Source organism: Pseudomonas sp. DW-iso17 (assembly GCF_058725345.1).
This window is the reverse complement of record NZ_JBZXEA010000003.1, coordinates 38,809-52,195: the sequence shown is the minus strand read 5'-3', so window position 1 is coordinate 52,195 and position 13,387 is coordinate 38,809. Positions and strand designations below refer to the sequence as shown.

Annotated in this window: 11 protein-coding genes and 3 tRNA genes; all 14 read right to left on the bottom strand. The window is 61.5% G+C overall.

Features of this window, described 5'->3' with window-relative positions:
• The gene (locus AC4PS6_RS02635; RefSeq protein ID WP_034128255.1) at positions 1-540 is read right to left on the bottom strand and encodes a (2Fe-2S)-binding protein; all 540 of its coding nucleotides are present in this window, start codon (positions 538-540) and stop codon (positions 1-3) included.
• On the bottom strand, positions 533-3,364 hold the full coding sequence (locus AC4PS6_RS02630) for a xanthine dehydrogenase family protein molybdopterin-binding subunit (protein WP_038450871.1): 2,832 nt from the start codon (positions 3,362-3,364) through the stop codon (positions 533-535). Before AC4PS6_RS02630 ends, AC4PS6_RS02635 begins: the two co-directional genes overlap by 8 nt.
• 388 nt (positions 3,365-3,752) lie before the next feature.
• Positions 3,753-3,829, bottom strand: a tRNA-Asp gene (locus tag AC4PS6_RS02625).
• A 105-nt stretch (positions 3,830-3,934) separates the two neighbouring features.
• Positions 3,935-4,011, bottom strand: a tRNA-Asp gene (locus AC4PS6_RS02620).
• Positions 4,012-4,067: 56 nt separating this feature from the next.
• Positions 4,068-4,143 (bottom strand) — tRNA-Val (locus tag AC4PS6_RS02615).
• A 107-nt stretch (positions 4,144-4,250) separates the two neighbouring features.
• Positions 4,251-5,015 (bottom strand): SDR family oxidoreductase, encoded by a 765-nt coding sequence (locus AC4PS6_RS02610; RefSeq protein WP_014719149.1) that lies wholly within the window; start codon positions 5,013-5,015, stop codon positions 4,251-4,253.
• Positions 5,016-5,026: 11 nt separating this feature from the next.
• Entirely contained in the window at positions 5,027-6,238 is a 1,212-nt protein-coding gene (locus AC4PS6_RS02605; RefSeq protein ID WP_014719150.1) for an O-succinylhomoserine sulfhydrylase, read from the bottom strand.
• Between the two features lie 65 nt (positions 6,239-6,303).
• Entirely contained in the window at positions 6,304-7,809 is a 1,506-nt protein-coding gene (gene purF, locus AC4PS6_RS02600) for an amidophosphoribosyltransferase (RefSeq protein ID WP_003192537.1), read from the bottom strand.
• A gap of 41 nt (positions 7,810-7,850) precedes the next feature.
• Positions 7,851-8,408, bottom strand: coding sequence for a CvpA family protein (locus tag AC4PS6_RS02595; RefSeq protein WP_014719151.1), 558 nt, complete (start codon positions 8,406-8,408; stop codon positions 7,851-7,853).
• A gap of 242 nt (positions 8,409-8,650) precedes the next feature.
• Positions 8,651-9,319, bottom strand: coding sequence for an SPOR domain-containing protein (locus AC4PS6_RS02590; protein WP_014719152.1), 669 nt, complete (start codon positions 9,317-9,319; stop codon positions 8,651-8,653).
• Positions 9,303-10,610, bottom strand: coding sequence for a bifunctional tetrahydrofolate synthase/dihydrofolate synthase (gene folC, locus AC4PS6_RS02585; protein WP_032903800.1), 1,308 nt, complete (start codon positions 10,608-10,610; stop codon positions 9,303-9,305). Before folC ends, AC4PS6_RS02590 begins: the two co-directional genes overlap by 17 nt.
• The gene (accD, locus tag AC4PS6_RS02580; protein WP_014719154.1) at positions 10,607-11,527 is read right to left on the bottom strand and encodes an acetyl-CoA carboxylase, carboxyltransferase subunit beta; all 921 of its coding nucleotides are present in this window, start codon (positions 11,525-11,527) and stop codon (positions 10,607-10,609) included. The genes folC and accD overlap by 4 nt, the downstream gene beginning before the upstream one ends.
• 245 nt (positions 11,528-11,772) lie before the next feature.
• Positions 11,773-12,405 (bottom strand): phosphoribosylanthranilate isomerase, encoded by a 633-nt coding sequence (locus AC4PS6_RS02575; protein WP_032903801.1) that lies wholly within the window; start codon positions 12,403-12,405, stop codon positions 11,773-11,775.
• Between the two features lie 63 nt (positions 12,406-12,468).
• On the bottom strand, positions 12,469-13,293 hold the full coding sequence (truA, locus tag AC4PS6_RS02570; RefSeq protein WP_003192549.1) for a tRNA pseudouridine(38-40) synthase TruA: 825 nt from the start codon (positions 13,291-13,293) through the stop codon (positions 12,469-12,471).
• Positions 13,294-13,387 lie beyond the last annotated feature (94 nt).

The following is a 13,387-nucleotide window of genomic DNA, read 5'->3' as shown; positions in this document are numbered from 1 at the left end:
TTAACCCTCCTTGACCAGGCCGAGATCGGTCAGCACGTTGCGGGTGGCGTTGTAATAACGCACGTACCCGGTACAACGGCAGACGTGATGACCGAGGCTGTCCTCGATGACTTGTTCCAGCTTGCTGTGCACGGTCGGCTGGCGTTGCAGTTTCTCCACCAACACGGTGGCCGCATTGACGAAGCCCGGCGCGCAATAGCTGCACTGAAAGGCGAACTCATCCACGAAGCGCTGCTGGATCGGGTTGAGCTCAGTGACCTGGCCCGACTCATCGCGCTTGGCGTGGCCTTCGATAGTGCGCACTTGCTTGCCTTCAAAGTAATGCGCGCCGGTGATGCAGGTGCGCACTTCTTCGCTGGTGCCGTCCGGGTTGTCGACGATCACCACACAGGCGTGGCAAATGCCTTGGCCGCAGCCCAGCCGCGAGCCCGTGAGGTTTTTGTATTCGTGCAGGTAGTCGATCATCGGCAGGTCATCAGGGATGTCCACCGGGCCGACGGGTTGACCATTGAGGGTCAGTTGAAGCGGACGGTTAGCCATTGAGGGCCTCCTTGATGCGTGCAGCCGTGATTGGCAGGTCGCGAACACGTTTACCGATGGCGTGTGCCACCGCATTACCAATGGCCCCGACAATCGGGATCATCACCACTTCAGCGATACCTTTGGACGGGTCGCTTGGCGACAGCGCCGGCAGAATCTCCGAGGTCTGTTTCCATACGGCAACGTGACGCGCCATCGGCAGACGGTAGCGGTTGAAGTTCCAGTCGCCCTCCCCCGGCCCGCCTTCGTACAACGGCATTTCCTCCATCAACGCGTGACCGATACCCATGGCCACTCCACCTTCGAGCTGGCCTTTGACCAACTCTTCAACCAGCACACGCCCGCACTCGACCCATGAATGGTGATTGAGCACTTCGACCTGCGCCGAACTCTTGTTGACCTTCAACTCGACCAACGTGGCGACGGGGCTGTAGTACGTCACCGCAGCGTTATTCAACTGGGTGGCGGGATAGCTGACGTTCTGGCGATCGAGCAGGTGGAAACCGGCAGTGCTCATCAGCGCCTGCTTGGCTTTCGGTGCGCCATCGCCGTATTTCACCGCCAGACCGTCGAGCGGCAGGCGCTCGCGCACACCGTCGATGCTGTACTCAGCCTCGGCCCAGCTCCAGCGGTTGAACCCGTGGACCGTGGCAGCGGTGACCAGGCCGCGCTCATGAGCGCGCTTGGCCAGTTCTTCAAAGCTCAATGGCTGCATGCCGTTGGCAGTGAGCTTGCCGTCCACCCAATGTGCGTCTTCGCGGCGCACCACATAGGGGTTGGCCTGGCCGCCGAACGGGCCCTGGCGCCAGATCTCCAGCGCCGCTGGCCACAGGCCGTGGTTGAACAGCACACGCGCCGCTTCACGGGTGGCGTGGCTGAAGTAGTACGCCGAGTTGGTCGCGGACGACGCCGACGCGAGCTTGCCCACCCAACGCGGGTTGCGCAGCAGGTTGTCCTGCTCGGCCTGGCTCATGGTGTAGGGGTTGCCGCCGGTGACCAACTGCATTTCCTGCCATTGTGTTTCGCCGGTCTTCACTTCGTGGGCCGGGCTGCCAAGGAAGTCGGCGACCACCAGCGATTGCGAAGTGGACATGCCGGTGCCGATTTCGATCCCGATGTGGCGCAGGCTGATGCGGCCGTCAGCGCTGAATTCAACACTGGCCATCGGCGCTTCGGAACCGGTGCCGAAGTCTTTCTGGCAGATGGCAAAACCGACGCCATACCAGTTATCCGGGTCTGCGGCTTCACGCTGTTGCTTGATCGCGTCGCGGTTTTTCCATACGTCGTGCGCAGCGGCCTTGTCGAGAATTTCGTGCAGCCGCAACGCACCGGCAGGGATCGCGCCCTGGGTGTTCTTCATGCCCGAACGCAGTGCGTTCTTGCGTCGCAATTCAATGGCATCCACACCCAGGCGACCGGCGATTTCGTCGACCATCATTTCGGTCGCCGCCATGCTTTGCAGGGTGCCGTAGCCCCGCATCGAACCGGCTTCAACGCCACGGGAGTGGTACGCAGTGACTTGCAGGTCGTTCTGCGGCATGTAGTAGATCGACTGCGCCGCCGTGGCGCCGACCGCAGCCACCGACGGGCTGTAGTTGATCCGGCCACCGCCGTCGACGCTCATGTCGGCGAGGAAGATTTTGAAGCTGTGGTCGTTCTTGTCGACCGCCAACTGATAGCGCATATCGAACGAGTGACGCTTGATGCCGCTCTGGAATTGCTCGTAACGATCATTGGCCAGACGCACCGGTACACCGGCGCCATACAACGCAGCGAGGGCGGCGTAGTAGACGAAAATGTTGTGGTCTTTGGAACCGTAACCCACGGTATAACCCGGATGCATGTTCAGGTGGGCCAGGCCGAAGCGCGACGGCGAGATCATCTTGGCGGTCTCGGTCGCCACTTCCAATGGGCACTGGGTGGCCACCACAAAGTGTAGGGTCTTGGTCGCCGGATCGTACCAACCGTTGCCGTTGTCCGGCTCCATGGCGGCCGGTTCGATCGATGGGGTTTTGTAGCGCTCGTCAAACACCAGCCAGTTGTCCGGTGGCGTGTTGATCTGGCTTTTCATGCGCTCGGCGTAGAACAGCCCGCGCTCGGTCAGGTTGCCGTGCAGGTTTGGCTGGGAATTCCACACCGGGCGACGGTTTTTCAGCATCGGGAACAGGATCGAATCCTTGAGGCTGGCGAATTCGTCTTCGTCGGCCGAGGTCGGGCCACCCACGCGCACGTAGCGGAAGCTACCGTAGGGGTCACCTTCGTAATACGGCACTTTGGCACCGTAACGAATCGCCTTGTCATTGAACTTGAGCTTGTTCTTGGCCTGACGGAAACGCTCGAAGTCGTTCCAGATCAGGATCGCCACCGGGTGACCGATGAACATCGGCACTTTGCCCTCGGGCAACAACGGATCCGGCGCATGTTCTTCCGGGAAGACGATACCGTCTTTGTCCAGGTCGGCAGCGGTGACAATGCGGTCCGGCTGCAACTCGGCGCCAAGCCACGACAGGTCGTAGCCCGCGTAGATGTGGTCGGCCTTGATGGTTTTGAGCAACATGGCGTGACCTTGCTGCTGGGGCCAGCCAGGCATGTCCTTGGAACGGATGTCGCGGGCAAACACCTTGCTGCCGCAGACTTTCGACAAGGCATCGTTACGCTGGCGCGCCTTGCCGTTATGGCCGAGCCACTTTTCAGACGGCACGGTCACGCTGTTTTCCATCAAGGCAGCCAGCGCCTGGGTGCTGAGCGGCGTGAGCGTGACACTCACACCCGCCACCAGCCCGCCCTGGAGGAACGAGCGCCGGGTTATTTCACGGTTGGACATGGATCATCCTCTGAGCGGTTATAAATCCGCCCTTATGGTTAAGTACACCGAATCTGGAGACTTGCAGAAGCCTTTCTCGACGAATCAAAAGGCCATGATGACAGTGCAAAGTTGACCGAAGGGTTAACTTTAAAGGTTTCTGCGCCTGCGGCAAATAACCACATTGAAATTTTTTGACACAAGAACGCAAAAACGGCCGACAGAATCGAAATGATCTGTCGGCCGTTTGCCGATAATGAGCGCTGGTGGTAGCGAAGAAGATGAGGTTTTTTCCAAACCCCAGACACAAAAAACCCCGGTCTTTCGACCAGGGTCTTTGCTATCGGATCAAGGTGAGCCAGTGGCTTTCCTTGTGCTTCAAGGCGTTCAGTGGGCCTTGAGGCAGATATGGCGCAGCGGACGGGACTCGAACCCGCGACCCCCGGCGTGACAGGCCGGTATTCTAACCGACTGAACTACCGCTGCGTATCGCTTGGCTGATTGAGCATGAACCCTCAACCACCTTTAAACATCTGATCGATCAGCCTTGGCTGTTCAATCTCAAGCCCGACAGATCGAACCTGGAAAATATGGCGCAGCGGACGGGACTCGAACCCGCGACCCCCGGCGTGACAGGCCGGTATTCTAACCGACTGAACTACCGCTGCGCGTCGGTGCAACCTTTAACGTTGCGTCTTGCCCTAGGGGCAAAACTCTCTAGAAGTGGTGGGTGATGACGGGATCGAACCGCCGACCCTCTGCTTGTAAGGCAGATGCTCTCCCAGCTGAGCTAATCACCCTTTGCTTCGTTGAGGCCGCGAAATTTACGCAGGTAGCGGACCTAAGTCAATAGCCTGCTTGAAGTTTTTCTGAAAAAGACAAAATAACTTCAAGGCGGCTACCCGCCCTACTCGCTGTAAATCATCTTCTTGCTCATGCCGCCGTCCACCACAAACTCTTGCCCGGTGACGAACCCGGCCTGGCGTGACAGCAACCAGGCCACCATCGCCGCCACGTCCTCCACCGTCCCCACCCTGCCCGCCGGATGCTGGGCATGATCGGCGTCGGTGAGCGGCTCTGCACGCCGCGCAGCCGGGTCACGTGCGTCGATCCAGCCAGGGCTGACCGCATTGACCCGCACTTCGGGACCCAGGCTCATGGCCAACGCGTGGGTCAGGGCCAACAGCCCACCTTTGCTGGCCGCATAGGCTTCGGTGTCGGGCTCGGATTGACGCGCCCGGGTCGAGGCCAGGTTGACGATAGCGCCGCCGTGGGCACGCAGGTAAGGCGCGCAGTGCTTGGCCAACAGCATCGGCCCGCTGAGGTTGACCGCCAGCACCCGATTCCAATACGTCAGATCGAGGCTTTCCAGGGTGATATTGCGCGGGTCGGCCACCGCCGCATTGCACACCAACGCATCCAGGCGCCCGAACTGCCCCAGCACCTCGGCGACACCCTGGGCCACTTGCTTCTCGTCGGCCACGTCCATGGTGATAAACCAGGCATTGTCGCCCAGCACCTTGGACACCTTGGCACCGCGCTCGCGGTCCAGGTCGGTCAGTACCACCTGCCAACCTTCACTGATCAGCCACGCGGCAATCCCGAGGCCAATGCCCCGCGCCGCGCCCGTCACCAACGCCACGCGCCCGTTACTGGCCGCAGCGGCCTCCATGGACCACTCGATCACAAGGCCGCCAGCCCGCGGGCCAGGTCTGCCTGCAAGTCAGCAACATCTTCCAGGCCCACTGCAATGCGGATCAGGCTGTCACGGATGCCGGCCGCTTCACGCTCCTGCGGCGCCAGGCGCCCGTGGGAGGTGGTGCTCGGGTGGGTGATGGTGGTCTTGCTGTCACCCAGGTTGGCGGTAATGGAGATCAAGCGTGTCGCGTCGATGAAGCGCCAGGCGCCGTCTTTGCCGCCCTTCACTTCAAAACTCACCACCGCCCCGAAACCACGCTGCTGGCGCTGGGCCAAGGCATGTTGCGGGTGGCTCTTGAGGCCGGCGTAATGCACTTTCTCGATACCGTCCTGCTGCTCCAGCCACTCGGCCAGGGCCTGGGCGTTGGCGCAATGGGCTTTCATGCGCAGGCTGAGGGTTTCCAGGCCTTTGAGGAAGATCCAGGCGTTGAACGGGCTGAGGGTCGGGCCGGCGGTGCGCAGGAAGCCCACCACTTCCTTCATCTGCTCGCTGCGACCGGCCACCACGCCGCCCATGCAACGGCCCTGGCCGTCGATAAACTTGGTTGCCGAGTGCACCACGATGTCCGCACCCAGCTTCAGCGGTTGCTGCAAGGCCGGGGTGCAGAAGCAGTTGTCCACCACCAGCATCGCGCCCTTGGCATGGGCGACTTCGGACAGCGCGGCGATGTCCACCAGCTCAGCGAGCGGGTTGGACGGCGATTCGACGAACAACAGCTTGGTATTGGCCTTGATGGCCGCCTCCCAGCCGGACAGGTCCGCCAGGGGCACGTAATCGACTTCAATACCGAAACGCTTGAAGTACTTTTCGAACAGGCTGATGGTCGAGCCGAACACGCTGCGCGATACCAGCACATGGTCGCCGGCGCTGCACAGGCTCATCACCACCGCCAGGATGGCCGCCATGCCGGTGGCAGTCGCCACGGCCTGCTCGGCACCTTCCAGGGCCGCGATGCGCTCTTCAAACGCACGCACGGTCGGGTTGGTGTAGCGCGAATACACGTTGCCCGGCACTTCGCCAGCAAACCGCGCAGCGGCGTCGGCGGCAGTACGGAACACGTAGCTGGAGGTGAAGAACATCGGGTCGCCGTGCTCACCTTCCGGGGTACGGTGCTGGCCGGCGCGCACAGCCAGGGTATCGAAAGCTACGCCATCGAGGTCGCTGTCCAACCGACCGGCATCCCATTCCTGACTCATGCTGCGACTCCTTATTCAATTCTTTGTTTAAGATACAAAACCGGCCCCTCAGGGCCGGTGTTTACTCAGTTGTTATACAGGTCGATGATCGCGCTGACCGCCTGGGTCTTGATCTTCGACGAGTCGTTGCGCGCTTGCTCGATCTTGTTCAGGTAGGCCTCGTCGACATCGCCGGTGACGTACTTGCCGTCGAACACGGCGCAGTCGAACTGCTCGATCTTGATCTTGCCACCGCCAACCGCTTCGATCAGGTCCGGCAGGTCCTGGTAGATCAGCCAGTCGGCGCCGATCAGGTCGGCCACGTCCTGAGTCGAACGGTTATGCGCGATCAGCTCATGGGCGCTCGGCATGTCGATACCGTACACGTTCGGGTAACGCACCGCGGGCGCCGCAGAGCAGAAGTACACGTTCTTCGCCCCGGCTTCGCGGGCCATCTGGATGATCTGCTTGCAGGTGGTGCCGCGTACGATGGAGTCATCTACCAGCATCACGTTCTTGCCGCGGAACTCAAGCTCGATGGCGTTGAGCTTCTGGCGTACCGACTTCTTGCGCGCAGCCTGGCCGGGCATGATGAAAGTACGACCGATGTAGCGGTTCTTCACGAAGCCTTCGCGGAATTTGACGCCCAGATGGTTGGCCAGCTCCAGCGCGGCGGTGCGGCTGGTGTCCGGAATCGGGATGACCACATCGATATCGTGCTCGGGACGCTCGCGCAGGATCTTCTCGGCCAGCTTCTCGCCCATACGCAGGCGCGCCTTGTAGACCGAGACACCGTCGATGATCGAGTCCGGACGCGCCAGGTAGACGTGTTCGAAGATGCACGGGGTGAGTTTCGGCGCTACGGCGCACTGGCGGGTGTGCAGCTTGCCGTCTTCGGTGATGTAGACAGCCTCGCCCGGCGCCAGGTCGCGGATCAGGGTGAAGCCCAGCACGTCCAGGGACACGCTTTCGGAAGCGATCATGTACTCGACGCCTTCGTCGGTGTGACGCTGGCCGAACACGATCGGGCGAATGCCGTGCGGGTCGCGGAAACCGACGATGCCGTAACCGGTGATCATCGCCACCACGGCATAACCACCGACGCAACGGTTGTGCACGTCGATCACGGCGGCGAACACGTCTTCTTCGGTCGGCTGCAGCTTGCCGCGCTGGGCCAGCTCGTGGGCGAACACGTTGAGCAACACTTCCGAATCGGAGCTGGTGTTGACGTGGCGCAGGTCAGATTCGTAGATCTCCTTGGCCAGTTGTTCAACGTTGGTCAGGTTACCGTTGTGCGCCAAGGTGATGCCGTAAGGCGAGTTGACGTAGAACGGTTGAGCTTCGGCCGAGGTCGAGCTACCGGCAGTCGGGTATCGCACGTGGCCAATGCCCATGTGCCCGACGAGGCGCTGCATGTGACGCTGATGGAACACGTCACGCACCAGGCCATTGTCCTTGCGCAGGAATAACCGGCCGTCGTGGCTGGTCACAATACCGGCAGCGTCCTGGCCGCGGTGCTGGAGGACGGTTAGCGCGTCATACAGCGCCTGATTGACGTTCGACTTACCGACGATACCGACGATGCCACACATGCGACACAACCCCTACTTAATGAATCTTGACTGAACACAGCTTACTGAGGCGTTTTGGCCGGTAAGAGGTGTTCCTTGAACGGAAGATCAGCGGGTACGCTGATTCCGCTGGCCAGCCACTGACTGCTCCACCCCAGAATGAGGTTCTTGGACCAGTCTGCAACCAATAGAAATTTTGGCACGAGTACCGACTCCTGCCACCACGAATCCTGCTGTACCGGCCCCAGGCTCAACAGCCCGACCGCCACGACCACCAGCAGCGCGCCACGCGCAGCCCCGAAGGCCATGCCGAGAAATCGATCGGTCCCTTCGATGCCGGTGACACGTATCAACTCGCCAATAAGATAATTGACCATTGCCCCCACCAACAGCGTGGCGATGAACATGATGGCGCAGCCCGCGATGACGCGAGCCGAAGGTGTCTCTATGTACCCGGCCAGGTAGACCGACAGTGAACCACCGAACATCCAGGCTACGACTCCTGCAATGATCCAGGTCAGCAACGACAGTGCTTCTTTTACGAAGCCGCGGCTCAGACTGATCAAAGCGGAGATGGCGACGATTGCAACGATCGCCCAATCAACCCAGGTAAATGGCACAGTGCAGCCTACGTACGGATAAGGCGGCGCATTTTAGCAGAGCGCCGGGCTATCGGTAAGCGGTGATTGCGGCTGCTTTGCAAATCAATAGATTGGGCGGTGTGAACGCCATTTCAAGCCCACCATAAATCAATGTGGGAGCTGGCTTGCCTGCGATGAGGGCGGCATATTCGACATCGTTGTCGATTGAACCACCGCCATCGCAGGCAAGCCAGCTCCCACATTTAGAGCCTATTGCCCGTTCAGCCGCGCTCGGGCTGGAAACGCACCACAAACCCGTTGAGGTTCTGCTGACGACCCAGCAAATCGCGCAGGCGATCTGCCTCGGCACGCTCGATCAGCGGCCCCACAAAAACACGGTTCTTGCCATCGGCACTGCGGATATAGGCGTTATATCCCTGGGCACGCAGCTTTTTCTGCAAGGCATCGGCGCTTTCGCGATTGGCCAGGCTGGCGAGCTGGATCGACCAACTGATCGGCAAGCCATTAGGGTCGATGCGGCTCTGACCCACATCCGGCTTACCCGGTGCAGCAGGCTGCGGCGCCACAGGCTTGGGCGCTGGCGCCGGTGCAGCCGGTTTGGCGGCGACAGCCGGGGCTGGCGTCGGCTTGACCACCGGCACACTTGGCTGCACCGGCATCGAAGGGGCCTGCGAAGGTGCCTGTTGGGTGACGACCTCCTCCTCGACGGGCACAGGTTCTTCCGGCAACACCTGAGGCTCAGGCACAACTACCGGTTCGACTTGAACCTGGGGCACCACCGGCGCCTGGGGCGCAGCGGGAGCTTCAACCACCACCTGGCGCTGTTCGTCCTGGCGGGAAAACAGCATCGGCAGAAAGATTACCGCCAACGCCACCAGCACCAGGGCCCCGACCATTCGCTGCTTGTATGCGCTATCCAGTAATGCCATGTGCAGCTTCCTCCGTGGAGCGCCGGGCCAGCCATTCGAGCGCCTCGGCAACACAATAAAATGATCCGAACAACAGGATTTCGTCTTCGGCCGCAGCCAGCGCACACTGCGCCTCAAGGGCGGCAGTGATGCTTGCATACGACGTCACGGGCGCGCCAAGGTTCTGCAAGGCAGTTTCCAGCTCAACCGCAGGACGGCTGCGCGGCGTATCCAGCGGCGCAACGGCCCAAGACTGTACGCTGCCAAACAACGGCGCTATTACGCCATCAAGATCCTTGTCGGCCAGCAACCCGAACACCGCCAGGCGGCGGCCGGCCGGTGGTGTGCGCGCCAGGCGCTGAGCCAGATAGTGAGCCGCATGGGGGTTATGCCCGACATCCAGCAACAGGTTCAGGCGCTTGCCTTGCCAGTCCAGCACCCGGCGATCCAGGCGCCCCACCACCTTCGTCGCTCGCAGGGTTGCGCCGATCTGCTTGGCATCCCACGGCAGATCCAGCAGCAAATAGGCTTGCAGCGCGAGTGCGGCGTTTTCCATCGGCAGGTTCAGCAACGGCAAATCGAGCAGCTCTACCACCTTGCCACGGGCATCACGCCCACGCCATTGCCAGTGGGTCGCACCGATGTCGAGATTGAATTCACGACCGCGCAGGTAGAACGGGCAATCCAGCTCGCGCACCTTGTCCAGCAAAGGTTGCGGCGGATCCAGGTCGCCACAGAGCGCGGGCCTGCTCTGGCGGAAGATCCCGGCCTTTTCATAGGCCACAGACTCGCGGGTATTGCCTAGATAGTCGGCGTGATCAACACCGATGCTGGTGACCAGCGCCAGGTCGGCATCCACCACGTTGACCGTATCCAGACGCCCGCCGAGGCCGACCTCCAGCACGACCACATCCAGTTGCGAACGCTCGAACAGCCAGAACGCCGCCAGTGTGCCCATCTCGAAATAGGTCAGGGAGATGTCGCCGCGCCCGGCTTCCAGGGCTGCGAAGGCTTCGCACAGCTGGGCATCAGTGGCTTCTACGCCATTGAGCTGCACCCGCTCGTTGTAGCGCAGCAGGTGCGGCGAGCTGTACACGCCGACTTTGAGGCCCTGGGCCTGCAACAGCGCGGCCACAAAAGCACAGGTGGAGCCTTTGCCGTTGGTGCCGGTCACCGTGATCACACGCGGTGCCGGCTGGCCCAACCCGAGGCGGGCCGCTACCTGTTGCGAGCGCTCCAGGCCCATGTCGATGGCGGACGGATGCAACTGCTCAAGGTAGGCGAGCCATTCGCCCAGGGTACGTTGGGTCATAGGTTTGCTGGCACCGGCGGCACAACGATCGGCTCGACTTTAGGTGCGACGTACACAGGCGTCGGCAGGCCCATCATTTGCGCCAGCAGGCTGCCCAGGCGCGGGCGCAACTCGCCACGCGGGATGATCAGGTCGATCGCACCGTGCTCCAGCAGGAACTCGCTGCGCTGGAAGCCTTCCGGCAGTTTCTCCCGCACGGTCTGCTCGATCACGCGTGGGCCGGCAAAGCCGATCAGGGCTTTAGGCTCGCCAACGATCACATCGCCCAACATCGCCAGGCTGGCGGAGACGCCGCCGTAGACCGGGTCGGTCAGCACGGAGATGAACGGAATGCCTTCTTCACGCAGACGCGCCAGAACCGCCGAGGTCTTGGCCATTTGCATCAGGGAAATCAGGGCTTCCTGCATACGCGCACCACCGGAGGCGGCGAAGCAGATCATCGGGCAACGGTTTTCCAGGGCATAGTTGGCAGCGCGAACAAAGCGCTCACCGACGATGGCACCCATGGAACCGCCCATGAAGGAGAATTCGAAGGCCGAAACCACCACCGGCATGCCCAGCAGCTTGCCGCTGACCGAAATCAGCGCGTCTTTCTCGCCAGTCTGCTTCTGTGCGCCGACCAGACGGTCCTTGTACTTCTTGCTGTCGCGGAACTTGAGACGGTCAACCGGCTCCAGGTCGGCACCCAGCTCATTACGGCCGTCGGCATCCAGGAAGATGTCGATACGAGCGCGTGCGCCAATACGCATGTGGTGGTTGCACTTGGGGCAAACGTCCAGGGTCTTTTCCAGCTCCGGGCGATACAGCACCGCGTCGCAGGATGGGCATTTGTGCCACAGACCTTCAGGAACCGAGCTTTTCTTCACCTCGGAACGCATGATCGAAGGGATCAGTTTGTCTACTAACCAGTTGCTCATGCTTTCTTTTCTCCAGTACCGGTGGCTTGAACACAGCCCCGCGTATGCCCTTGAGCTAAATTCATATGTGGCGATGACACAGGCGGGACGGGGTCAGACGTTGGACCTGCCATTTCCCGCCCGTATCCTCAGCCTTCCAGACAACCTGCCAGCGCAGGGTTGCCACTTCGTTTCCGGGCCACCCACAGGCGGCGCCGGGCTGTTTTACACAGTGGTAGTTATGGACGGCGGCAGACTGCCAGCCGTCACATCCCACCCCTGCTGTTGCGCACGGCCTGCATGAACGCGCGAATCTTGCTCGGGTCCTTGATCCCCTTGCCCTGCTCCACCCCACCGCTGACGTCGACGGCATACGGCCGAACCTGTTCGATGGCCGCCTGGACGTTCTCTGAGGTGAGCCCACCCGCGAGAATAACCGGCTTGCTCAACCCCTCGGGAATCAGCGACCAGTCGAACGCCTCGCCCGTACCACCGGGTACGCCTTCGACGTAGGTGTCCAGCAGAATCCCGCGAGCGCCGGCATACGCGGCGCAGGCTGCGGCAATATCGTCCCCGGCCTTGACCCGCAACGCCTTGATGTACGGGCGCTGATAGCTTTCGCATTCCTCTGGCGTTTCGTCGCCGTGGAACTGCAACATATCCAGCGGCACCGCATCCAGGGTTTCGTTGAGCTCGCAGCGGCTGGCGTTGACAAACAACCCCACGGTGGTCACGAAGGGCGGCAACGCAGCGATAATCGCCCGCGCCTGCAGCACATTCACCGCCCGTGGGCTCTTGGCATAAAACACCAGGCCAATGGCATCCGCCCCCGCTTCGACTGCCGCCAGCGCGTCTTCTATGCGGGTAATCCCGCAAATCTTGCTGCGAACGGCTGACATGTCGTAGGAACCTCAGGGTTGGTCCGAGAAAGTCCCGGATGGTAACAAAAGCTTTTCCGGGCGTCAGCCGCCAAGTTCGCTGAAACCGGTGAGGAAGTGCGGCCCGATAAAGCGTTCCGGCAGTTCGAACTCGTCGCGGTACTCCACATCCACCAGATACAGGCCGAACGGATGCGCCGTGACCCCGCCCGTACGGCGAATGCGGCTTTCCAGCACTTCCTTGGCCCACTCCACCGGGCGTTCACCGGTGCCGATGGTCATCAGCACCCCAGCGATATTGCGCACCATATGATGCAGAAAGGCCCCGGCACGGATATCCAGCACGATCATCTTGCCGTGGCGCGTCACCCGCAGGTGGTGGACTTCCTTGATCGGCGACTTGGCCTGGCACTGCCCGGCACGGAAGGCGCTGAAGTCATGCACCCCCACCAGATGCTGCGCGGCTTCGGCCATACGCTCGGCATCCAGCGGGCGGTGGTTCCAGGTGATTTCTTCATTGAGGTGCGCCGGGCGGATCTGATCGTTGTAGATCACGTAGCGGTAACGCCGGGCGATGGCCTTGAAACGGGCGTGAAAATGCGCCGGCATGACCTTGGCCCAGCTGACACTGACATCATGGGGCAAATTGATATTGGCCCCCATCACCCACGCCTTCATCGACCGCTCGGCCTGGGTGTCGAAGTGCACCACTTGGCCACACGCGTGCACGCCGGCATCGGTGCGCCCGGCACACATCAGCGACACCGGCGAGTTGGCGACTTTGGACAGGGCGTTTTCCAGGGTTTCCTGCACCGTCAGCACCCCGGAGGCCTGACGCTGCCAGCCGCGATAGCGCGAGCCTTTGTATTCCACGCCCAGGGCGATGCGGTAAAAGCCTGCGGCCGCCATTTCGGCAGCCGCGTTATCTATATTTGCCAAGAACTGAGAGCCTGATGAGTTGCGCAAAGGCGGGCATTATAGGGCGTCAGGGTGCATAAGAGGG